Below are 25103 nucleotides of genomic sequence, written 5' to 3' on the forward strand. Positions count from 1 at the left end.
CTGCTAAAACGTGTCAGTGTAATGATACACAAGTAAAGACGCAAACTAGTTTAACTGATTATTCGTTTTTACTACACCATTATCTCAGGAAAAACCTGTCTTAACAGATGAAAAATTGCTCTTTTTATTTGATCTAACGCACAGTTTTATTGAAAAAGTACTCAATTTGTTTACATCACATTCAATTTAACTTTAAGAAGCCTTAACGCATTTTTATTGTTTAATTTAAGTAACTAACTGACATACCAGCGCTATTTTACCAATTCTGCTAAAAAAAATTGTTAATAACATAACAAATCATTAACTAACTAATGAAATTCAGGTTATGCCAGCTACATCACAATTATTTCATGCTCTTCAATATTTAACCATACTTATTAAGTGGTTAATTGACTTTTTTATAAGCTAAAATCGGAAATAAAATGATAAATTTGAACTTGATAACGATAAAAAGCATTTTGACTATTTAAACACTGACTCAATAGGATTACTTGATACCGTTTCCCAATATTGAACATTAAACACGGTAACGTGAAATAATCGTTTCAGTCAGTAAGCATTATTTTGTTTGTGCTCAGCAGCAACAAGTCACAAATAGGATTATCTTGCCACTTTTTATCGCGTTGTAATTTGATTGTGTAAGTTGTGCCCTTTCCACCTGATGCGCCGTTAAAATAATATCTGTCTATAAGCAGTAACGCATTGATCACAAACAAGTGAATCACTTGTAAGTTAATAAAATGATATAAAAAACGGTACTTCCAAGCAGGTTGGAAGTACCGTCGAAACAAATAAATAAATTATATATTATGATTAAGCTAAATTAGACGAAACGATTAACTTAATTCTCCCCATCATTGCTATCAGCCAATTCACTCGCTGACGATGCAACATAAGGTATTTTTTTGTTTTCGATGGCACTAAACACCGTTAAAACAAAATCTTTCTGTTCATCTGCATTTTTATACAACCAATACTGAATATCAGGTAAACGAGGTAACCCATCTGATTCATTTAAAATACGTAAATCCGCATTTTGCATTTCCATTGGTCTAGCAGTTACCCCAACCTCTGCATTCACAGCAGCACGAACAGCTGGTAAAGAAGCAGCCTCATAGGCTACATGCCATGGCAACCCTGCTTCATCTAACGCATTAGTACACAGTTTACGATAAGGGTTAGTTTCATCCATAACAACTAACGGTATTGGCTCATTAGGGCGCAATTGGAAATCAGGAGCACTGTGCCATAACACAGGTACTGTCCTTAATGCCGTCTTAGGATGATGACTAATCCTTGTTGTCGTTAATGCTAAATCCACTTCGTGATTATCTAACATTGACTCAATAAATTGCGCTCGCTTGATGCGAACTTCAACAGCAACTCGTGGGTATACTGATGCTATCCGGTTAAGTAAAAATGGCAGCAAAATATCAACAGTGTCGTCTGATGCTCCGATACGAAGTTCACCTTCTGCATCGTTATAAGTCAATGATGCAGTTGCATCATCATTTGCACGAAGAATTTGCCTCGCGTAACCGAGTAATTGCAATCCATGTGCTGTAAGCAGTTTATTCCGCCCATGACGAGCGAAAAGCTCACGACCGACTAATTGCTCTAAACGTTGCATCTGCTGGCTTACCGCAGACTGCGTTCTACACACCGCAGCCGCTGCGGCTGCAAATGTATTTAGATCAGCGACAGCAACGAAAGTTCGTAGCAAATCAAGATCTAAGTTCATAATGGGACGATTGGAATTTATCATCGTTCATTCTCTTATATAATATTATGTAACCTGGTGTTTCTGCTCTCCTCCATGAGAATCAGCGAGTTTTGTGCGACTACTAAGTGAGTGCATTTCTAATCCATAGATCTGCAATAACTTCTCTTCTACTTTTCTTTATTTTACCTATTTAACACAAATATAGCGCTTATTAGCGACAAAATAGCTGAGATAAATAGAATACTTCCAAAAAATCAAAAATGTATTTAAAAAAAGGAATATACTTCTTAAAAGCTAATTAAAATCCCTTCGTTTAGTACACCTAAATAGTAACATATTTAATGTAATCACAATTATTTTAATGTAAGCACATTATAAAAATCATTTCACTATTTTTTAATATCATTAAAAATCAATAAATTACAATAAAATGCAGCACTTTAAGTTAAAAAAAACCAGCCGAAACAATCAATATTACTAACAAAACCCCACTAAAAATTACAAAAAAAGGCCGTTATAGCGTATAAATTATGACAGTATTCATGATTCCATTATCAATATTACATTTCGATACAATTTTTCTTTTAAGAGCTAGGATTTCCTCATTTTTACCATTTCTATACTAAAACCCTAAAGATTATCGAAATTAAACTCCAACTTAAAACATACAATTAGACTGTAAGGCTAACTTAATGAATATATTCAGAGCCCAAGTATTACATTTATGCTCAAATCAACCTTTTACACCAAAGATTACCTAGCATCTTCAAAAGCTTCTGACAGAAGAGTACAGTAAGGTAATAATGCCGGTCCCTACCAAAGTAACCCCGTTAGGGTAATGAGAGAACAATGAATAATCTAACCAAATCTAATAAACTCGATAATGTATGCTATGACATTCGCGGGCCTGTGTTAAAAGAAGCTAAGCGCTTAGAAGAAGAAGGGAACAAAGTTCTCAAACTGAATATTGGTAACCCGGCACCATTTGGCTTTGAAGCGCCTGATGAAATTCTCGTTGATGTTCTACGCAATTTGCCTAGTTCACAAGGTTACTGTGATTCAAAAGGGCTCTATTCTGCCCGTAAAGCTATCGTTCAACATTACCAAGCTCGCGGTATTCATGAAATGACCGTTGAAGATGTCTATATTGGTAATGGGGTATCAGAACTCATTGTGCAAGCAATGCAAGCGTTACTTAATAATGGGGATGAAATGCTTGTCCCTGCGCCTGACTACCCTCTGTGGACCGCCGCCGTCTCCCTCTCTGGTGGGAAAGCCGTTCATTATATGTGTGATGAACAACAAGGGTGGATGCCAGATATCGAAGATATCCGCAAAAAAATTACACCAAGAACCCGTGGTATCGTTGTTATCAACCCCAATAACCCAACAGGTGCTGTATATAGCAAAGACCTGTTGATGGAAATCGTCGAAATTGCTCGACAACATAATCTCATCATTTATGCGGACGAGATTTACGATAAAATTCTATATGATGGTGCAGTCCACCATTCAATCGCAGCATTAGCACCGGATTTATTAACTATCACGTTTAATGGTTTATCAAAAACCTACCGCGTTGCTGGTTTCCGTCAAGGTTGGATGGTACTAAATGGTCCTAAAAAGCATGCTAAAGGCTATATTGAAGGGTTAGAAATGTTAGCCTCAATGCGTTTATGCGCCAACGTCCCTATGCAACATGCCATTCAAACGGCTCTCGGTGGTTATCAAAGCATTAGCGAATTTATTCAGCCAGGTGGTCGCCTATATGAACAGCGCGAACGCGCTTGGGAACTGATTAACCAAATTCCAGGGGTTTCTTGTGTTAAACCTCAGGGGGCGCTGTATATGTTCCCAAAAATTGATATTAAACGCTTTAATATTCATGACGACCAAAAAATGATCTTAGACTTATTATTACAAGAAAAAGTGCTATTAGTTCAAGGCACTGCATTTAACTGGCCTGAACCTGATCATTTTAGAATTGTCACGCTACCCTATGCAGATGATTTAGAAATGGCGATTAATAAATTTGGCCGTTTCTTAGAAGGTTATCGCCAGTAATATGGTATTTTAGTTATTCCAAAAATAAAGCCTCCTATTTGGAGGCTTGTTAAATTTTACATTTCATCATCTTTTATTGACTGTATTATTTTGATTATCAAATAATAGAAATAAAATAGATTGCCACAAGGAAAAACCCCAATAATATAAATGGAAAGTATTTCATATTGCCCCTTTATTTCTTATTTAAAAGTCCATTATATTTTTTTAATATTATAATTCAATATAATTACTATATTAATTAAAAAGTTCCAAAATAGATATTCGGATTGCGACTGATAATTGAATGTTATTTATTTTATATTTTAGGAATAACTAATTAAAAAAACAATAAACTCATATCACTTTACTTCTATTTTCGATATAATTTCTATGGTCTACAAACAATATGAAGAGGAATTATGAGCTACTTTTTTGCCCATCTCGCTAGAATGAAACTGATCCACCGCTGGCCACTTATGCGCAATGTACGCACTGAAAATGTCTCTGAGCATAGTTTACAGGTTGCTATGGTCGCTCACGCACTTGCCATCATTAAAAACCGTAAGTTTGCAGGTAATATAAACGCAGAGAAAATCGCACTACTTGCCATGTACCATGATGCCAGTGAAGTCATTACCGGTGACCTCCCTACTCCTATCAAGTATCATAATCAACAAATAGCCCATGAATATAAAAAAATAGAGAAATTTGCGCAACAAAAGCTTATCGACATGCTACCTGAAGAATTACAAGACGACTTTAAAGAATTAATTATTGAAGATTTACAATCGGAAGAAGAGCATTTTATCGTAAAACAAGCAGATACATTATGTGCCTATTTAAAATGTCTAGAAGAGCTGTCCGCAGGGAATAGTGAGTTTAAATTAGCCAAAAGGCGTCTAGAGAAAATGTTAGCTGAGCGAAATAGCCCAGAGATGGAATATTTTATGAAAACCTTCGTACCCAGCTTTACTTTATCTTTAGATGAAATCAGCAATTAATATATAAGTAGTAGTATTTTATATCTACTTATATATCTGTTGATTTACCAATCTAATAATAGCAAATTAGATTTGAGTTTATTCTATAAAAAAGGTTATTCAACCTTCACTAGCTTTTTATTGCAACCTATCATAGTAGAAAATGCAATATAAAATATTTTTTTATCCCCATTAATACCTAGTATTACATATTCAGAGTCATCAATAGAGATAGTACAACGTAAAGGCTCTTTAGTTTTATGTACTTCCCCTTTCTTCGTCACAAATTTTATTAACCAAAAATCATATGAATCTATTTTATTTCGTTCAAATAATATGATAAATATTTTTTTAGCTCAGATTTATCTGGAATATCATATAGTTTTATTGACGTAGCAAGTTTTTTAGTCACATCAAAATAACCTGCAACGAAGTGAGTTAGTTCAACATGTGACAATGTCTCCCCCCAATAATTTTCAAAGTCACAATAACCATAATTGAATTTATCATCTCCCCATGATTCATTTTGACTCATTTTATTCACCTATAATTGAAATGTATTGAATTACAGAGAATATCAACAAAAAAATTTCTTTTAGAATATATTAAATATTAAAAATATCATTAATTTTAATAGCAAAAAGCGCTAATATAGATTAGAGCTTTTTGCTAAAATTATTTTCTATGAGCTTAAAAAGGAAATAGTATCGGAATAACTGCCACACTAATTAACATAACAATAATAGTAAATGGCACTCCCATTTTCAAAAAGTCAGCAAATTTATATCCGCCGGGGCCAAGAACTAATGTATTAACAGGAGATGAAACTGGCGTCATAAAGGCAGCTGAAGCCGCAATCCCAATTACCATAGCAAATGGCAACGGTGAAACTTCCATTTGACGTGCGGCAGCAATCGCAATAGGGGCCATTAACACCGCAGTTGCAGTATTTGAGATAAACAAACCAATAGTAGCGCATAAGATAAAGAGACATAACAGCATCACATGAGGGCCTAACCCCCCTGCAACTTTCATCAACGCGTCAACCGCAAGGGCAATCCCCCCTGTTTCCTGTAAAGCTATAGCAAACGGCATCATCCCTACGATTAAAATAATACTTGGCCAATGGATAGACTTATAAGCACTTTCCATATCAATACAACGGAATTTACCCATTAACAAACACGCAATCAGCGCAGCGATAAAGTTTGGAATTTCATTAGTCACCATCATTGCCACCATTAGGGCTAGGCAAAATAGCGCATGGGGAGCTTGTGATGACGCTGGCGCAACTGCTTCTACTTCCGCGGCAAGGTTTAATACAATAAAATTACGTGGTTTAGTGGATAAAATACGGATTAACTTCCAATCACCAATTACCAGCAAGATATCGCCAAGTCTTAGTGGTTCATCAACCAACTTTCCATCCAATGCTTTACCATCACGACGGATCCCGACGACGTTAAGCCCATAACGAGTACGAAATTTAATGTCCCTTAACGTTTTACCAAGCAGTTCTGAATCAGGGTTCATGGAAACTTCAGCCATTCCTACATCGCGGGATTGGTCAGAAAAGTAATCACCACGTAAAATCATTGGTTCAAGTAATTGCTCACTGCAAAACTGCCGCAACTCATCATCACTGACCGAAATATCAACCAATAAAACATCACGTTCGCGCAGTTCCGTCCCCCCTGTCGCACTGACCATAACACGACGGAATTTACGCCAGCGCTCAATGCCCACTACGTTTGCTTCATAGCGAGAACGTAGGTGTAATTCATCAAGGGTATGGCCTATTAATGGCGAGCCTTTGCGAATAGCGAGGCGGCGTGCTCTACCAGTCAATTTATAATCACGAATTAAATCACGAAAACTACGCTGATAGCGTTCAGGGAGTTTGTCTGGCTCGTTGCTTCCTAACCAGCGACGTGTAACCCACATATAGGCTATACCCGCCAATAAAATCAGAATACCGATAGGTGTAATTGAGAAAAACTTAAAGCCTTCAATCCCCTCACGAACCAATTCACTGTTAACAACCATATTCGGAGGCGTTGCAACCAATGTCATCATGCCGCTCATTAGCCCTGCAAAACCAAGTGGCATCATCAGACGGCTTGGGGAAGTTTTCATCCGGGCAGAAACACTGAGAACGACTGGAATGAAGATAGCAACCACCCCTGTTGAACTCATAAATGCACCCAGCCCCGCAACGGTGAGCATTAAAAAAACCAGCATCTTGCTTTCGCTGCTTCCTGCTACGCGAACAAGCCAATCCCCCATTTGATATGCGATGCCAGTTCGGACAAGACCGTCACCTATAACGAATAAAGCCGCAATCAATAGTACGTTAGGGTCAGCAAACCCTGCCGTTGCTTGCTCAAGTGTTAAAGTATCACTCAGAACAAAAGCGACAATCACTAATAGCGCAACCACATCCATACGGATTTTATTTGTGGTAAATAAAACTATCGCGATCAACAGTAAGGTTAATACCCACAGCAATTCTCCGTTCAAAATATCCCCTTTCGACGAAAAAATACATTGCTAAAGTTTTTCTTTAGTTAACCATGTTTTACGGAGAATTTCTTTGATTAGATCATCATTAATCCGAATTAGACACTAAAAGTTCATAATCCCCATTATTGTCGGGGCCCATAACTGAAATTTGTGCCAATGAATTGATGATTACATTAATTTCATCACGACGGGCCATTTCTTCTGGCGCATGGACTGCAACGACTTGGCAGCCAGCACTAAGTGCAGAATGAATGCCTGCCGTAGCATCTTCGAAAGCAATACAGGATTTTGGCGATAAAGAAAGTACATTTGAACCTAATAAAAATGGCTCTGGATCTGGCTTACCTTTAGTTACCTTTTCAAAGGTTACCCAGTGTTTTGGTTCCGGTAAACCCGCTGCTTGCTGACGACCATGAGCGATTGGCACTGTTCCTGAAGTCACGATTGCCCAAGGTGCACCTATTTCATTTAAACGCGTTAATAGCGCTACAGCCCCCGGCAAGGCAACCACCCCTTCCATATCTTCACTTTCCATTTTCTCTAACCAGCGGAAATAATCCATGACCTCTTCTTCAGTCGCATCGGGTAAAAAATGACGTAAACTGGTTAATGCTGGCTTCCCATGAATATAGCTAATAATTTCCTCAGCACTTTTACCGATACGCTCACCAAACTTACACCAACAACGCTCAACCACTGCGAGCGAATCTGCTAATGTGCCATCTAAATCAAATAGAAACCCTTTTGCCTTTAATTTCACGTCTACCCCTTTCTTGTTCTTGAATCGATTCTATCTCTTAGTTAACGCTAAATAGACGCCAATGCGCAACCTCAATAACAAAAATAATCAAGATTTGCGTTAATGACTTAGATTTGAGTGCACTGGAGAGTTAAAACAGAAAAGAAATGTTAATTTAAGTTTGAGTTTGAGTTTGAGTTTGAGTTTGAAATTTTTATACTTATTAATTTCATTTGCTCTAAATTATTCGCCTTGACGCCAAGTAGAAGTATGACGAACAAATTTACTCTAAGAAGTTTGTGCTGTAGCTAAGCGACCAGAGACGAGTAGCCGAACGCAGTCAACAACGCTACAGCGCAAAATACAACGAGCACTAAGCATTGAAGATCTGGGAAATCTCTACCGCTGAAAGATGATACTGGCGTGGACAGGCATGCCAAATCGCTAACATCCGTACATATTTATCCCACATTGGCGTTTGTGAGTTAAACCCATGCGTCCCGCTGTCGAAGTGGGTATAACGCCCTTCTGTATTTACCATAAAGCGGACGTAGCTCAAATAACGTGCTTCTGTTGCGGCATCAAAGCCCAAAAACTGCACACGGCGGCCATCAATCTCTTCCTTGTTAGCCATGTTGCTATAAGAAACTTGCAGTGCATGGTACATTTCCATGATATCAATAACAGTACGGCAGGTGTCTTCACTTAAATGGCCGAAGTCTCTGTCTAACTCACGCATTTGTAACCCATAACCACGTTCAATAATGGTTTGTAGACGACGATAACGTTCTGCATTATCAGGGTCAAGCATGGTCATCATTTTATATTGATTCGATAAGATCAAGCGTTGTGCGTTAGTCATTTCCATCATGGTTCTCCCACTAAAAAGTATGGCTTATCTTCGCATTCAACATTAATCATAGACAGTGAAAACACAACTTTTATTGATCTAAACACCCTTTTTACATTACTTATTGTTAAATCTACCTTTTAATAGAAATCATCTCTTAAATATCTTCCATAAAGGAACGATCTAATTGGTTAAATGCGCGCTTTAGCAAGTCAGCTAACGCCATATAATCAGGTTGCTGCTCAATCGGTGCCATGGCAATTCCTGCTTCAGTAAATTTATCACGGATCTCATGAAACCAGCTCAGCAAGCTAGATGGTAGAGGCGTCGCAGCACGTTTACCTAACCACCATAGGCCTTGCATTGGCAAACTACAGGCAAAAAGAGCCGTAGCAATGGCGGGCCCCAATTGCCCACCTAACGCGATTTGCCATGCTAATGTAAAAATTGCAATGGGCGGCATAAAACGAATACCAAAGCGAACTGCTTTGTTGATACGAATTTCGGGGAAAATTGGCGACAGTTTTTTCTCCATAGGAAAGGTCTTCAGATAGCGGTTACCTAATCTAAAGCGTTTAAAAAAACCGGGCGGTGTACTTTGTAATGTACTCATGAAACGTTTCCTATCGACTTCTGAAAAACTGAGGCAATAATTTGTAGATTGCACCATGGTAAAATGATAGCACATTTAAGATAACGAAATTATTTCATTACATTTACCTTAAGTTAAGTCACTTTACTAAATATCAGCTATTCTAATAGCAATATAACCCTGTGCTATAACACCACTTTATACGTCACTTATGATTTTAATCAATCAAAGTCTCTATTTTTAAAAAAAACGTATAAAATATAAAATAATTTTAGTAGAATCTGCCACATTTAGAATTGCTGTTGCATTTGTTACTTTGTAGCTTTATCCATCTTCGAAACTGAAGATAGACAACAGTTATATATATTGGGGTTTTTGGTCGTTATTTCAACACTAGGTGCAGAGGTTTACTTTTATATGCCTTTGCAAAAAAGGATAGCGCCTGCTTTATCAACCCCTAAAGGTCTCACGATCTTTAACTTTTTCGCCTTTAACATGATATCAATCATGATGTTTCAGGTCATAAATACGCTAGGCTCTAGCAATATATTTTTAATCTGAGTCTTTTCATGTTTTTCGAAAGGCTTCACAACAACAATTAACGATAGGTATTTCCATGTCAAGTAAGCTGGTACTGGTTTTAAACTGCGGTAGCTCCTCACTGAAATTCGCCATCATCGATCCGACTAATGGAGATGAATTTTTATCCGGTTTAGCGGAGTGCTTCAACCTCCCTGAAGCTCGTATTAAGTGGAAAATGGACGGTGCTAAAAAGGAAGCTCCTTTAGGTGCTGGTGCGGCGCATAGCGAAGCATTGGATTTCATTGTTAACACCATTCTTGCTGAAAAACCAGAGTTGTCAGAGCAGATCACTTCTATCGGTCACCGTATTGTTCACGGTGGTGAAAAATTCACGTCTTCGGTTTTAATTACTGATGACGTTATTGCCGGTATTGAAGCGGCTATCCCATTCGCACCACTGCACAACCCTGCTCACCTTATTGGTATTGAAGAAGCAAGAAAATCATTCCCGCACTTGGTCAATAAAAATGTTGCTGTCTTTGACACCGCATTCCACCAGACCATGCCGCAAGAATCCTATCTGTATGCATTGCCATACGAACTCTATTCAGAGCATAGTATCCGCCGTTATGGCGCGCACGGTACAAGCCATTACTATGTTTCCCGTGAAGCTGCAAAAAAACTGAATAAGCCTGTTGATGAGCTCAATGTTATCACTTGCCACTTAGGCAACGGTGGTTCTGTGACTGCGATTGTTAACGGTAAATGTGTTGATACCTCCATGGGCTTAACGCCATTAGAAGGTCTGGTAATGGGAACACGTAGTGGTGATATCGACCCTGCAATCATTTTCCATTTACATGATTCTTTAGGTATGAGCGTTGAACAAATCAATAAAATGCTGACTAAAGAATCAGGTTTACTTGGCTTAACAGGCGTGACCAGCGACTGCCGTTATGTTGAAGACAACTATGGCACTCAAGAAGACGCAACTCGCGCAATGGATGTTTTCTGCCATCGTTTAGCGAAATACGTGGGTGCATATAGTGCACTGATGGAAGGCCGCCTTGATGCTATCATCTTCACAGGTGGTATTGGTGAAAACTCAGCACAAGTTCGTGAAATCACCTTGAAGAAACTGGCAATCCTTGGTTTCGAATATGATCACGAACGCAACTTAGCGGCACGCTTCGGTAAAGAAGGTTTAATCACTACCGATCAAAGCCGCCCAGCGCTGGTTATCGCAACCAATGAAGAATTGGTTATTGCCCAAGATACTGCGCGTTTAACCGCATAAGCAACTTCTACCGCCAGCAACCTGCTGGCGGTATCGTTTTGTCATTAGAGTAACCGAAATAAAGAGGTTCCCGTGTCCCGTACAATTATGTTAATACCTACTGGCACCAGCGTTGGCTTAACTAGCGTTAGCCTAGGTGTCGTTCGCTCAATGGAACAAAAAGGTGTTCAATTAAGCGTTTTCAAACCTATCGCACAGCCACGCGTCTCTGGCAATAAAGACCAAACTACCGAAGTACTTCGTTCGCATTCAAGTATTACTACCATTGTTGAACCATTAAACATGGAATACGTTGAATCGCTGCTAACCTCGTCGAAAAAAGACGTCTTAATGGAAGAAATTGTTGCTCGTTATCATGAGCACACAAAAAATGCAGAAGTTATTCTTATTGAAGGTCTTGTTCCTACCCGTAAGCACTCATTTGCTCAATCATTAAACTATGAAATTGCAAAAACATTGGGTGCTGAAATTGTTTTCGTTACTGCTACTGGTAATAGTAACATTACACAAATGCAAGAGCGTTTAGAACTTGTCCGTAATGAGTTTGGTGGTCAACGTAATAAAAATATTATCGGTGTTATCATTAATAAGGTAAATGCACCTGTTGATGAGCAAGGTCGCACGCGTCCTGATTTGTCTGAAATTTTTGATGACTCCACCAAAGCAACTGTTGCTAATCTTGATACGAAACAGTTAGCGTCATTAAATTTACCTGTGCTCGCTTCAATTCCATGGAATTTTGATTTAATTGCCACTCGTGCAATTGATATGGCAAAACACTTAGGCGCTGAAATTGTTAACGAAGGTGAAATTAAAACTCGTCGCGTTAAATCAGTCACGTTCTGTGCGCGCAGTATCCCGCACATGCTTGAGCACTTCCGCCCGGGCTCTTTATTAGTGACCTCAGCAGACCGCCCTGATGTACTGGTATCTGCTTCGCTTGCCGCGATGAATGGTGTTGAAATTGGTGCTGTACTACTCACTGGTGGTTACAATATCGATGCACCAATCCGTCAACTGTGTGAACAAGCGTTTGAGACGGGCCTGCCGGTTTTCATGGTAAAAAGCAATACATGGCAAACATCCTTGAATCTGCAAAGTTTTAGCTTAGAAGTTCCCGCAGATGACCATGAACGCATTGAAAAAATTCAAAACTACGTTGCTCGTCATATTAGCAGTGATTGGATTGAATCACTGGTTGCAGATTCTGAGCGCCCTAATCGCTTATCACCACCTGCATTCCGCTACCAATTAACGGAATTAGCGCGCAAAGCAGGTAAACGAATCGTTCTTCCTGAAGGTGATGAGCCACGTACAGTCAAAGCGGCTTCTATCTGTGCAGAGCGCGGGATCGCAACATGTATTTTATTAGGTAACCCTGATGATATTCGTCGTGTTGCTGCAGCGCAGGGTATTGAATTAGGTACAGGAATTGAAATTGTTGACCCTGTCAAAGTACGAGAAGAATATGTCGCTCGTTTGGTTGAGCTACGTAAGAACAAGGGTATGACTGAAGTTGTTGCTCGTGAACAACTCGAAGATAATGTCGTCCTAGGGACACTGATGCTTGAAAAAGGTGAAGTTGATGGCCTCGTTTCAGGCGCGGTCCATACCACTGCCAACACTATCCGTCCACCGCTGCAATTAATTAAAACAGCACCGGGCAGTTCATTAGTTTCTTCCGTCTTCTTTATGCTATTACCTGAACAAGTATTTGTTTATGGTGACTGTGCTATCAACCCAGACCCAACTGCAGAGCAATTATCAGAAATCGCTATTCAATCTGCTGATTCTGCAAAAGCGTTCGGTATTGACCCACGCGTTGCGATGATATCTTACTCTACAGGTGATTCAGGTGCTGGTAGTGATGTTGAGAAAGTACGTGAAGCAACACGTTTAGCACAAGAAAAACGCCCAGACCTGATGATTGATGGCCCATTGCAGTACGATGCCGCAGTAATGGCTGATGTTGCTAAATCCAAAGCGCCTAATTCACCAGTTGCAGGTAAAGCGACCGTATTTATCTTCCCAGACTTAAATACCGGTAATACCACGTATAAAGCCGTACAACGTTCTGCTGACTTAGTCTCTATTGGTCCAATGCTGCAAGGTATGCGTAAACCAGTCAATGACTTGTCTCGTGGTGCATTAGTTGATGATATCGTTTATACCGTTGCGTTAACTGCTATCCAAGCAGTACAAAACGAAAATGCCTAATCAATAAATAATTGATGTTAAAAAGCCAGTCAGGTTACTTTCAACTGACTGGCTTTTTTATAAAAAAAATTTAATCTCTAATAGCAGCGCAATACGGCTTGCAAATATATTCTTGATGATGACATGTGTGCAACACATTCCGTTTTTCACCAAGATAACAAACAGCTACCAAATGAAAATTCCCTCACTCAATACTCATGTATTAACTGAATGAGAAGCACCTTATCTGATTTGTCGAAGATGAAGGCTGTAGATATATTCATAGGCTTCAGCTTGGTTAGGATAAACTAACTGAATTTGTAATGGGAGTTCAACACCAGGGTCAATTGTATGCCCACTAGTATTACTCAGTATCACATTCCCACCAGACTCCCTCTTATTTAACCAATTTTTCTGGCTTTCATACCAATTTTCGGAGACTTTCGCTCCAGGAGGTAATTGGAAGGATAACTCCCATAAAGTGACCCGTGTATTTTCTGATATTAATGTCAGCATATAACTATAAAGATAACCACCTTCCCCAGCCCAACTTGCCTGATATTTCTGTAAGACCTCTAAATCTTTTTCTGCAGTGACTATGATATTAGAACTAACATTATGGTCGCCTTCATTTTCATAGCCGGCAGGAGGCGTTATACTGCAAATTAACCGTGTGCTTCCCACTCGTGATGCACTTGTATTGATTGGGATATCAATCACTGTCGAATCATTTGCATCAATATTGACTATCGGGTCAATGTCACTCACTCTCATAAGTAATTCATTCTCTGATTCAGCTTCAATGACAGCACCATTAACTGGTATTTCACTTTTATTAGTGATCTTTAATGGTATGCGCTTTGTGATCCCCCTCAGTAAAGTAACTTGCCTATCAACCATCAGTGTTAAATTCACAACGCCATTCACTTTTGCTGTCACACTATAAGTATTATTGTTTTGATTAATAAAACCGATTGGCGTATTAATTCGTACGCTTAACTCAGTATTACCCAGCCCCTTTCCATCGACTAATACCTCAACTGTCGTTATGGCTCCTGCAGGGAGATTAACCGTATTAGGATAGGAAATAATTTCAACTACACCACTATTCTTAGACGTAATATCCAACGTTACATCAGGGACATCGACACCGCTTTTATTTTCTATTTTAAATTCAAAGTGCTCTTGTTGGCCTAATTTTAATTCAGCTGGATTTTGAGACGATATCACAAGCTCCACTAGTTCAACGGGAGCAGAAACCACTGAGCGGGTCGCATCATTCCAACCGTAATCAACAAGAGAAGGGATTGATGTCATCGCAAGGACTTTGAGTATTTCCCCATCAAGATTAAGCCCAGCAACGAGAGTGGCTGACTGATCCATATTATTAACAACACAAGAAACCCCATCATGATGACCAACATCAAACCCATACGATGCTAACTCTTGTTGATCAAGTTGAATGTTGGGAGAGATAAGAAGAATATCGCCAAGTTCTGAATTGTTATAATTAATATTAGTGTATAAAGCTAGCTTATTAGGTGGGCACTTATCTTTTCCTTTCTGATTCTTTAATAACTCAACTGATTTATTATTTGGCATAATTATATCTTCCATATTAATGTTTACTATTAAGGAAATAAGAAACTGTCAGATGACATAATTAATAATAAAGCTAAGCCTTGTTTATACAACAAAATAAAACCATCAAATTTAATATCGCACCATTATTTAAAATAGGTTTAAAACTGATGCCAAACTTAAATTAAAACTCAATTAATAATTTAGATGTTAAATGCCAGTTAATTATTTAACTGGCATTTAATTGTAGCAATGAAAATAATTATAATTTTTTACGCGTAAATACCGACACAGCACACGCAATAATAATATTCAGAATAAATGCAGCAATACCAATATTCATATAGCTTAAGCCTTCCCCTAACCATGGGAACAATTGAGCTAACGAAATTTTTTCAATATACGTCACTGCAAGGAATAACACCCCTGCCATAATCCCACAAATTGCACCCGCAGGGGTCATTGGATTATGTTGTTTAAAGCTCATCAGCAGCGCAGGGAAGAACTGTGCCACAATATTAACCCCTAATAGCATGATTGCGACCAGCGTGTCATTACTGTGGAATATAAAATACAGACTCACTAATGCAACAAGTGGCACCATAAAACGTGCATACATCCCTGATTGTTGTTTTTCCTCACTCACCCCTAGTGCTTTTTGCACCACACCTGCAAGCATGTTAGACGTTGTGAGTAACAACATTGAGCCCGGCACTAAAGCGGTCAACATCCCTGCTGCGCCAATAAACCCAACGACAACAGGTGAAAACGTTTCTTTCGATATTTCAAACAGGGATAAATCTACAGCGGCTCCTTCAAGATGCGGAATTTGTAGAATTGATGCGTAACCCACAAAAAAAGCAAATAACATAATCAAACTGTACGCTGGAATTAAAATACTATTTCGCTTCAGAGATTTTTCATCTTTTGCAGTAAATACCGCCGCCATATAATGAGGCCAGCAAAAATAAGCAACCACTGACAGAAATACCGTCGAAATATACCAAGGAATATTGAGCCCTGTATCTGAGAAAGTTAAGAAGCTTGGCATTGCAGTATCAATGGCTTTAAACATCTCACCAAAACTACCGTAGTAATGTAATGGAATATAAATACCAATAAACACAACTACAATTAAGATCATTAAATCTTTAAGTGCCGATGTCCAAGCTGAGCCATGAATACCTGAAATCATTACAAATAAGGTGACAGCAATAATACCAATCCAAATCGCCATATCTGCGGGGATAGCACCATAAGATGCTTGAGAAACTATAATGCCTAATCCTTTAAGTTGTAAAACGAATAAAGGCACCATTGCAGCAATAGAAATTAAGCTAATCAGTAGCCCTAAGCCTGCACTTTGGTATTTTTTAGCAAATAATTCAGAAATTGTCCTAACATCATTATCTTTTGCAAAACGCCAAACTCTCGGGTGTACCCAATATAAAAAGATCCCCATAAATGCATTGACGGCTAATGTGTATAAAATAGCAGGGCCTTTGCCATATGCCCAACCACTCCCACCAAGGAAAGTAAATGTTGTGTAGATTTCCCCTGCACTCAGTAAAAAAACCAATAGAGCGCCATAACTACGCCCACCGACAGACCAACCTTCGTGATCCATCGTTTTCCCTTTTTTAGCCCGAATAGCAAGATAGATACTAAAAAGGAAAAAAACGGTAATAATAATTAACGCAGAGCTCATGATGTTTCCTTAGTATTTTTATTATCTAATACATTTATCAGTAACATCACTAAGGCGGTAATAATCACCCATACAACAATCCAAAACATTAAAAAGGGTAGCCCCATCACAAAAGGTTCTACTTGGTTAGCATAATAAATGCCCACCGTTAATGCTAGGATCGGGAAAATCACTAAATAATGGTACCATTTCATAGAAAATTCCTTATTCCATTTACCCTAATGAAACCAATTCGCGAGGCAAATGGCTTAACATCTCAACACCATCTTCAGTAATTAGCAGCATATCCTCAATCATAATACCGCCAACACCAATCCCGTAATATGGTGTTTCTAAACTCATTACCATGCCAGCACGAAAGACTTCTGTCGTTGCTGCACTCACAAAAGGGGCTTCTTCTAACCCAACGAATACCCCATCACCATGACCTAGGTGCCCACGGTTATAATACGGTAACCCTGAAGAACGGATCAGTGCCATCGTCTCATTAAAAACGTCACTTAATGCCACGCCGGGTGCTATGCGACTTAGCATATATTGATGACCTTTTAAAATAGTTTGATAAATACGGCTCACTTTTTCATCCGGCTTACCAACGACAAATGTGCGTGCTATGTCAGCACCATAGCCTGCAACATCTACCCCGCAATCAAATTTAATGAGATCACCCTCTTTGGCTGGCACGTCATCGGGTAACATTTTCGGGGAGAAATCGCTGCCAACTGAAATAAGGTGAAAACGACTATAATTAGTCTCTGGATATTCCATCACTTTAGCTTTAAATGCCGCAGTCAATTGCGCAGAGGTGCATCCCACTTTAATTAATTGGCTTGCTGCTGCGATCCCCGCCTCTGTAATTTGTGCAGATTTTCTTAGGTGAGCAATTTCCCACTCACTTTTAATCATCCGCAACTCATTAAATAAAGCGGATGAATCTACTAAGTTTAAGCTTGGGATAACTTTATCTAACCATGTTTTTCCCATATGGGTTATTTGGTTTAGTTCAATCGCAACCGGTTTACCATAAATATCAGCTTCAGATAACGCCTCTTTTAAGAGCGTAAAAATGGTTTCTATCGGGCTATTTATCGGCCGTGCTTTTACCACTTTACCGTTATCAGGATTATAAGGATCGTCAACATCGACCCATATTGGGAATGTTTTAATTTTAGCATTTGGCATTTGAAGCGATAAATTTGCGGCTTCAAATTCATTCATGATCACCAAAGATTCAATTGAAGGGTCACGAAAAATAACAGCAATTGCAGAGCCAGTCTGCCTAAAGGTATACATAAAGAAGCTGGCAAAACCGGTTAAGTGATAAAAATTATCCCCTACCGTTGCAATTAAAGCTTCAATACCTTCACGCTCCATAATTTCACGTGCTTTGTTTGTTACATTCTCAAGGTGTTGGTGTTTCAAAAGGAGGTCTGCTTTATGAATTGTCATTTTTATTCTCTCGAAGCGTTATTTTATACATCAAGCAATTACATAATATCGCAAGCGATAAATGCGAAGCTCAATCATATTATATCTAGAGTTGAAATGAATACATCGTGTAACGTGCAAGTTTTATATAACTAATAATTATATACTAGTCAGAAATATACCTTGCTAACGATTTGAATATGATAGAAATAATTAAAAGAGCTAAATAAAATAGCCCTTTTAAAATTTAAAACTTATTTATTGAGAGTTTTCAGCACAAGTAATGGCTTTTTCAGACTCGTTATTACGAGTTAACCATAAAGAAAGTGCTTTTAAAGAATCAGGGGTAAATTCATCACAACGGGCACTGATTTCTTTAGCCGTTAACCAACTCACTTCAGCCACTTCTGATTCTTGCAATGCAAAAGGGCCATGGCTCACACAACTGAATAACCCACCCCATACACGGCAGTGCTCATCTTCAAAATAAAAATGGCCATGCTCGGCAAAAGGCACGCCTGCTATACCCAGCTCTTCTTCGGCTTCACGTTTAGCAGAATCAAGAATATTCTCACCTTGTGTAACAACGCCACCCGCCGTTGCATCTAAAAAACCAGGGTGAAAATCTTTAATTTCAGTACGTCGTTGCACCAATATTTTCCCCATGCCATCATGCACCACAATGTAAGTTGCACGGTGGCGTAAGTTCTCAGCTCGCATTTGGCTACGGGTTGCCTGAGCAATCACGATATTATCTTCATCAACAATATCTACCCACTCAACGACTTCGGTTTGTTGTTCCATCCTGTAAACCTTTTCAAAATTGCCTGAAACAGCTTATGCCATAGATTGATTGCCGCAATAAAAGGCAATACAAGATATGCTTTAACTAACATTCGGTTTTCGATCCTAGCTGAATTTGCATTGAGTTGCTATCACAAAAAAGATCATCGGACGAGAAGATGTGTATTGGTAACAATATTTTTACATTCGTGTCGCCGGAATACACAAACTTAGTTTATAAATGCTATAGTTAGAAAATAAAAACCATACAATCACTGAATTACAGCGATAAAATTGATAATGTAAACATTCATCATTGGCGAGGCTTTAAGGGGTGCAAAAAATGAATATACTCATCACTGGTGGTACGGGGCTCATTGGTACGCCTCTTGTCCAAAAACTCATTTCCCTTGGTCATCAGGTCACAGTATTGAGCCGTTCGCCACAAAAAGTGTATAGCCATTTTTGTAAGGCTGTTGAATGTTGGACAACGTTAAATGACGTCAATCATCTCAATGACTTTGATGCCGTCATTAACTTAGCTGGCGAACCTATTGCTGAAAAACGCTGGACTGATGAGCAGAAAAAACGCCTTTGTGATAGCCGTTGGAAAATCACCCAGCGACTCGCTGAACTGATTGCTGCTAGTGAAACACCGCCTTGCGTCTTTTTATCGGGCTCAGCCGTGGGTTACTATGGCGATCAAGGCCAATCTGTCGTCACAGAAGATGAACAACCCCACGACGAATTTACCCATCAACTCACGCAACATTGGGAAGCCCTTGCTGAAAATGCCGCGTCCGACAAAACACGCGTGTGTTTATTACGTACAGGCCTCGTATTATCCCCCAATGGTGGGGTTCTAGGTAAAATTCTGCCCATTTTCAAAATGGGGGCTGGTGGCCCAATCGGTCACGGCAAACAATACATGCCATGGATACATATCAACGATATGGTCAATGCGATTTACTTTTTGCTGACGACTCCAACACTTTCAGGCCCTTTCAATATGACTGCACCTTATCCTGTGCATAATGACCAATTCACTGCTGTTTTAGGGGATGTACTTAACCGCCCTTCTTTTGTCCGCACGCCTGCTTTTGTGATCAAAACTATTTTAGGCGAATCCGCGGCTTTAGTATTAGGTGGGCAGCAAGCCATACCTAAACGTTTAGAAGAAGCGGGGTTTCAGTTCGAATTTATCGAATTAAAAATTGCATTAGAAGACTTATTGGTTTCCAAAGAAAGGTAACCCTTCTTAACGCTACTCATATCTCTAGACGAAATGGTTTTTACCTATTTCGATGGAAAATTTTAACCTTAATACTGACCCTAGTGTTATGTTTGGCTCAAGAATACTTAATAACCAAGCATAACTACCGTACTAAATTATTTAGCTCCTTGCCAACGATGAAATAAATCGTGTTCAAGGGTAATATCAAACTGGTCGATAACGCGGTTAACGGTTTGGTCAACAATATCTAAAATAGTTTCAGGCTGATGGTAAAATGCAGGCATGGGGGGCATGATCACGGCTCCCATTTCAGCCGCTTGCACCATTAAACGCAGGTGGCCGACATGTAATGGCGTTTCCCGTACCCCTAGGACGAGTTTTTTCCCTTCTTTGAGTACAACATCCGCAGCTCGGGTCACCAAAGTATCAGTATAGCTGTGCACAATCCCAGAAAGGGTTTTCATTGTGCAAGGCATTATGACCATCCCTTCAGTACGAAAAGAACCTGATGAAATTGCCGCTGCAATATCACGGCTATCATAATAATGGTCAGCTAATTGTTGTACTTCTTTTACGCTAAACTTGGTTTCTAACGCCAATGTTTGCCGTGCGGCTGCACTCATCACCAAATGGGTTTCTATCCCTTTGACAGGTTTTAATACTTCAAGCAGCCTAATGCCATAAATAGCACCACTTGCCCCAGTTAACCCGATGATCAGTTTTTTCATTTAGCAGCCCAATTCGCGATTTTTTTGCGATTATATACCAAAGGCTTCCAGTTGTCGCTTGGCGGCAAATGAAGCCATCCCAAGAATATACAACTTGGTTAGAAAAGCGCTGCCAACACGACAAAAGCCTATAGGATATTAAGGATTTTGGTGATCAGCCACAGTCCCAGTTATACACTACTCGACTAAAATCTCTTTTTTTCAAATCATCTGGGTGAATAAAGAAATTACCGACGCCCATATCTCCCCACATAATACCGATTTCATAATCCGTATTTATTTGCAGTAATAGTTCGTATTGCTGGATATTTTCTTCATATTCTCTTGGATCAGATTGAGTAAAAAATGGGTAGCCTCCAATACAGTGCGCACCCGATTCAAATGAATCACTGTAAGGTTCAACCCATTCATCATAGAAGTCTTCACCTTCAAACTGTTCTTCATAATCATAGAGGTTATCAACCCCAAGGATTTTCTGCCCGAACTGGAAATCATCGATACTAATGTATTGTTCTGCAGGTGTGTATTCAATACTATATTGATGGTCGATGGGCGTGTAATAGTCATCAGTATGTGCGGCAATTACTGAGGAAAAATCTTGTGTTAACTGGCTAATATCTTCAATAATATTTTCCCAATAGATAACTCTAAAATCCTCTTGTTTTTGCTTATCTTCAAAATCAGCCCCATACAAATCATCTCCACCAATAAAAAACTGTAACAGCCCTTTTTCTGGGTAATTTTCTAACTTAGGCATTTGTGCAAAGTTAATTTGCGCAAGCAGTTTTAGTGGTGTCCCTTCACTATTTGTTGGGTATTTTTCACCAAGCGGCAAATAAGGCATTCCGCCCACACGGCTTTCCCACCACACATATTCTTCAACGGGGGTTAAGGTCATTTCAACAAGGGATTTTTTAGTGGCTTTGATTTTATCTACGAAAGGTTTAATCACATCAGGAAGGGAGTTGAAATCAGCCATATATAGCTCCAGATAGGCAGTTAATGTCCCTCTAGTTTACTCGAATTTTGCGCATTTTAAATCAGATATAACTGTAACTTACGCCTTCATTTAACGTTATAATTTTCTAAATAGTTTCGGTTACAGCTAGACGGCAAATGAAGTTATCCCAAGGAGCCTACAAAAGTAGGTAACTTGGGTAACTGAATGAAGCTATCCCAAGGAGCATACAAAAGTAGGTAACTTGGGTAACTGAATGAAGCTATCCCAAGGAGCATACAAAAGTATGTGACTTGGGTAGCTGAATGAAGCCAACAACGCTGTAACCGAAACTATGACGAAAATTTAGCCTTCGTTATAAATTTCGAGGTCTTCAACCTCACTCTTATCTTTCAATTTTAGCTCGTCATCTTTACGTAAGTTTTCCAGATAATCTAAATAACTTTGGTCGATATCCTTGGTGACGTAAATACCATCAAACACAGAACATTCGAACTCATTAATTTCTGGATTTTCCTCACGAACCGCATCCACCAAATCAGCTAAATCTTGGAAAATTAACCCATCTGCACCAATTAATTTACGAATTTCATCCACTTCCCTACCATGAGCAATTAGCTCATTAGCATTTGGCATATCAATGCCATAGACATTCGGAAAACGCACTTCCGGTGCCGCTGAAGCAAAGTAAACATTTTTTGCTCCCGCTTCACGCGCTAATTCAACGATTTGCTCAGATGTGGTGCCACGCACTATTGAGTCATCAATCAATAAGACATTTTTGTCACGGAACTCTGCTCGGTTTGCATTCAATTTACGGCGCACCGATTTACGACGCTCTTGTTGACCAGGCATGATAAACGTCCGACCCACATAACGGTTTTTTACAAACCCTTGGCGATACGGTTTATCAAGGATATGTGCTATTTCCAGAGCAATATCACACGAAGTCTCAGGAATAGGGATCACAACATCGATGTGTAAATCTTCCCATTCACGGGCAATTTTAGCGCCAAGTTTTTGCCCCATGCGCAACCTTGCATTGTAGACCGAGACTTTATCGATAAAGGAATCTTGGCGAGCAAAATAAACGTATTCAAAAATACATGGCGTCAATTGTGGGTTTTCTGCGCATTGACGGGTAAATAATTGGCCTTTCTCAGTGACATAGACCGCTTCACCGGGGGCGACATCCCGTAAAAACTCAAAACCTAGTGTATCAAGTGCAACACTTTCAGAAGCCACCATATATTCGTGCTCACCCTTCTCTGTGACCCGACGCCCTAATACTAGGGGACGAATACCATGAGGGTCACGGAATGCTAACATCCCATGGCCAATAATAAGTGCCACACAAGCATAGGCGCCGCGTAGTTTTTTGTGCATCGCTGAGACAGCACTAAACACGTTATCTGGCTCAAGAGGGAAATGGTCAAACCTATCTAGCTCATAAGCTAATACGTTGAGTAATATTTCAGAATCCGATGTGGTATTGACATGGCGGCGTGCTGTTTCAAATAAACTCCGAGTGAGTTCATGAGCATTTGTCAGATTACCATTATGAGCAAGGGTGATACCAAAAGGTGAGTTTACGTAGAAAGGTTGAGCTTCAGAAGCACTTGAACTCCCCGCAGTTGGGTAACGAACATGCCCTAACCCCATACAGCCTTGTAACCTGAGCATGTGACGTGTTTCAAACACATCCTTAACCAGACCATTCGCTTTGCGTAAACGAATATTATTTTTGCCATCAATAGTGGCAATACCTGCTGCATCTTGCCCACGGTGTTGTAACACCGTTAAAGCATCATAAATCGATTGGTTTACCGGTGTTACACCGGCGATACCGACAATACCGCACATTTAGTCTTTCCTCATCAGCCAGACGGAGAAATATTCTCCGGTAGGAAACTTGACGCATTTTGCAGGTAGTCAAAAAACCACCTGATGATATGACTGAACTGCGGAATAAGTTCCGAACGCTGCCAATCCTCACTTTGAGGAAGTGGTGTAAATGTATCGAGAAAAAACAATAAGGCCGAAACAATTAACACACCACGCAGCGCACCGAAGCAGATCCCCAGAACCCGATCTGTGCCTGATAACCCCGTTTTTTGTACTAATGAGCTAATCACATAGTTCACTACTGCCCCCACAATAAGGGTGGCAATAAATAATGCAGCGATAGCAATGCCATTTCTAACAAGTATATCCTCAAAGCGCGTAAAGTAGCTGGCTAAATAAGGATAAAAGGTACTTGCAACAAAAAAAGCACAACCCCATGTCACTAGTGATAATGCCTCACGTACAAAACCACGGATCAAGCTAACCAGTGCCGAGAAGCCAATAATGGCGATAATTGCGTAATCTATCCAGACCATATTCCATTCCAAAATTCGCACTCACGACATCAGCGAAGTGCATTCTAACAGAAAACGAAAACGTTTGCGTAACCATTTTTATATCAAATTTAAAAAAATAGCGGCGAAAAGAAAAAATCATAATCGCCGCAGTAAGTTACTAAATCCCCTTACCTTTTAGGGATTATTGGATCTTTAATTTTAAGGTTTATAGGTTTGAATTATCCCTTTAGTCCCTGTAATCGAATTTAGCTCTGGTAACGCGGCCTCTAGCCTTTGCCTAGAGGCTTCTGGCCCCACGTAAATACGTGTGAGTTTATTATTCACTGGCTTAGCGGGAACCGTATACACTTGGTAACCAGACAACCTGAGTTTTGCCACAATTTCTTCTACCTTAGCTGCATTGTTTAAGGCAATAACTTGCACAACAAACGCTTTACCTTGCGGAGCTGGTTTCACTTCGGGTTTAGGCTCCGGTTTTGGTTCAACTTTCGGTTGTGGCTTAGGCTCTGGTTTAACTTCTGGCTTGATTGGTTTTACTGGCTCAACAACAGCAGGTGGATTATTTTCAGCCGATGTTGCCGCTTCAACTTGTTCATTTTGCTGCTGTGTTATCGCTTCTGACAGCATCGCTTCAGAAGCCCCTTCAGAAGAAGCTGTTGATGTCGTACTGGCGATAGGCGCTATCGCTTCAATATCTTCTTCATCACCCGGTTTAGGGATAATAGGAATGGCCGCAAATTCATTTTCATTATATTTCTTATCGCCATCAAGCAGTGCAGGGAGAACGATAACCCCTACAGCAACAAGAACAATGGCGCCAGCAAGACGATTCTGAAATTTACTAGCCACCGG

General features: G+C 39.5%; 21 protein-coding genes. 5 read left to right on the forward strand and 16 right to left on the reverse strand.

Annotated features, from left to right (window positions below; translation table 11 throughout):
- Window positions 1-841: 841 nt before the first annotated feature.
- A complete protein-coding gene (locus P3L56_RS12770; RefSeq protein WP_042844447.1) occupies window positions 842-1765 on the reverse strand; it encodes a LysR family transcriptional regulator in 924 nt (307 codons plus the stop codon).
- 807 nt (window positions 1766-2572) lie between these two features.
- On the opposite strand from P3L56_RS12770, the gene P3L56_RS12775 reads away from it, so the two are divergent.
- Both P3L56_RS12775 and yfbR read left to right on the forward strand, forming a co-directional pair.
- Window positions 2573-3787 carry a pyridoxal phosphate-dependent aminotransferase gene (locus P3L56_RS12775; protein WP_042844448.1) on the forward strand — a complete coding sequence of 405 codons (1215 nt, stop codon included), beginning with the start codon at window positions 2573-2575 and terminating at the stop codon, window positions 3785-3787.
- Window positions 3788-4188: 401 nt separating this feature from the next.
- Window positions 4189-4770, forward strand: a complete 582-nt coding sequence (yfbR, locus tag P3L56_RS12780; RefSeq protein WP_198860733.1) for a 5'-deoxynucleotidase — start codon at window positions 4189-4191, stop codon at window positions 4768-4770.
- Window positions 4771-5062: 292 nt separating this feature from the next.
- On the opposite strand, the gene P3L56_RS12785 is transcribed toward yfbR, so the two are convergent.
- The 5 genes from P3L56_RS12785 to yfbV all read right to left on the reverse strand — a co-directional run bounded on the left by P3L56_RS12785 (window position 5063) and on the right by yfbV (window position 9474).
- On the reverse strand, window positions 5063-5284 hold the full coding sequence (locus P3L56_RS12785; protein WP_198860734.1) for a hypothetical protein: 222 nt from the start codon (window positions 5282-5284) through the stop codon (window positions 5063-5065).
- A gap of 155 nt (window positions 5285-5439) precedes the next feature.
- Window positions 5440-7269, reverse strand: a complete 1830-nt coding sequence (locus P3L56_RS12790) for an SLC13 family permease (RefSeq protein ID WP_048607515.1) — start codon at window positions 7267-7269, stop codon at window positions 5440-5442.
- Between the two features lie 88 nt (window positions 7270-7357).
- Entirely contained in the window at window positions 7358-8032 is a 675-nt protein-coding gene (locus P3L56_RS12795; RefSeq protein WP_198860735.1) for a sugar phosphatase, read from the reverse strand.
- Between the two features lie 352 nt (window positions 8033-8384).
- Entirely contained in the window at window positions 8385-8879 is a 495-nt protein-coding gene (locus P3L56_RS12800) for a YfbU family protein (protein ID WP_042845353.1), read from the reverse strand.
- A 139-nt stretch (window positions 8880-9018) separates the two neighbouring features.
- Entirely contained in the window at window positions 9019-9474 is a 456-nt protein-coding gene (gene yfbV, locus P3L56_RS12805; protein WP_042844455.1) for a terminus macrodomain insulation protein YfbV, read from the reverse strand.
- 595 nt (window positions 9475-10069) lie between these two features.
- Between yfbV and ackA the strand changes: the two genes are divergently transcribed.
- Entirely contained in the window at window positions 10070-11272 is a 1203-nt protein-coding gene (gene ackA / locus P3L56_RS12810; RefSeq protein WP_042844458.1) for an acetate kinase, read from the forward strand.
- Between the two features lie 72 nt (window positions 11273-11344).
- Window positions 11345-13489, forward strand: a complete 2145-nt coding sequence (gene pta, locus P3L56_RS12815) for a phosphate acetyltransferase (protein ID WP_048607517.1) — start codon at window positions 11345-11347, stop codon at window positions 13487-13489.
- Window positions 13490-13711: 222 nt separating this feature from the next.
- On the opposite strand, the gene P3L56_RS12820 is transcribed toward pta, so the two are convergent.
- The 5 genes from P3L56_RS12820 to yfcD form a co-directional block, all read right to left on the reverse strand.
- Complete coding sequence (locus P3L56_RS12820; RefSeq protein ID WP_198860736.1) at window positions 13712-15070, reverse strand: hypothetical protein; 1359 nt, start codon at window positions 15068-15070, stop codon at window positions 13712-13714.
- Window positions 15071-15311: 241 nt separating this feature from the next.
- On the reverse strand, window positions 15312-16757 hold the full coding sequence (locus P3L56_RS12825; protein WP_131680537.1) for a sodium:solute symporter: 1446 nt from the start codon (window positions 16755-16757) through the stop codon (window positions 15312-15314).
- Window positions 16754-16951, reverse strand: a complete 198-nt coding sequence (locus tag P3L56_RS12830) for a DUF3311 domain-containing protein (RefSeq protein ID WP_048607520.1) — start codon at window positions 16949-16951, stop codon at window positions 16754-16756. The genes P3L56_RS12825 and P3L56_RS12830 overlap by 4 nt, the downstream gene beginning before the upstream one ends.
- Before the next feature lie 19 nt (window positions 16952-16970).
- Window positions 16971-18206: a M24 family metallopeptidase gene (locus P3L56_RS12835; protein WP_272686054.1), complete on the reverse strand. Its 1236-nt coding sequence runs from the start codon at window positions 18204-18206 to the stop codon at window positions 16971-16973.
- Between the two features lie 237 nt (window positions 18207-18443).
- A complete protein-coding gene (gene yfcD / locus P3L56_RS12840) occupies window positions 18444-18989 on the reverse strand; it encodes an NUDIX hydrolase YfcD (protein ID WP_042844471.1) in 546 nt (181 codons plus the stop codon).
- A gap of 322 nt (window positions 18990-19311) precedes the next feature.
- Here yfcD and P3L56_RS12845 point away from each other — a divergent pair, with 322 nt between their 5' ends.
- Window positions 19312-20220 (forward strand): TIGR01777 family oxidoreductase, encoded by a 909-nt coding sequence (locus tag P3L56_RS12845; protein WP_166685189.1) that lies wholly within the window; start codon window positions 19312-19314, stop codon window positions 20218-20220.
- Between the two features lie 137 nt (window positions 20221-20357).
- Here the strand turns inward: P3L56_RS12845 and P3L56_RS12850 are convergent, their stop codons facing one another.
- The 5 genes from P3L56_RS12850 to dedD form a co-directional block, all read right to left on the reverse strand.
- Window positions 20358-20930, reverse strand: coding sequence for a UbiX family flavin prenyltransferase (locus P3L56_RS12850; RefSeq protein ID WP_042844474.1), 573 nt, complete (start codon window positions 20928-20930; stop codon window positions 20358-20360).
- 154 nt (window positions 20931-21084) lie between these two features.
- Window positions 21085-21909: a YwqG family protein gene (locus P3L56_RS12855; protein WP_048607526.1), complete on the reverse strand. Its 825-nt coding sequence runs from the start codon at window positions 21907-21909 to the stop codon at window positions 21085-21087.
- 324 nt (window positions 21910-22233) lie between these two features.
- A complete protein-coding gene (gene purF / locus P3L56_RS12860; protein WP_042844478.1) occupies window positions 22234-23751 on the reverse strand; it encodes an amidophosphoribosyltransferase in 1518 nt (505 codons plus the stop codon).
- 14 nt (window positions 23752-23765) lie between these two features.
- On the reverse strand, window positions 23766-24269 hold the full coding sequence (cvpA, locus tag P3L56_RS12865; protein ID WP_042844479.1) for a colicin V production protein: 504 nt from the start codon (window positions 24267-24269) through the stop codon (window positions 23766-23768).
- A 180-nt stretch (window positions 24270-24449) separates the two neighbouring features.
- Window positions 24450-25100: a cell division protein DedD gene (dedD, locus tag P3L56_RS12870; RefSeq protein ID WP_042844480.1), complete on the reverse strand. Its 651-nt coding sequence runs from the start codon at window positions 25098-25100 to the stop codon at window positions 24450-24452.
- Between the last annotated feature and the right edge of the window lie 3 nt (window positions 25101-25103).

Source organism: Providencia sp. PROV024, from assembly GCF_032709665.1.
Taxonomy (GTDB): domain Bacteria; phylum Pseudomonadota; class Gammaproteobacteria; order Enterobacterales; family Enterobacteriaceae; genus Providencia; species Providencia huashanensis.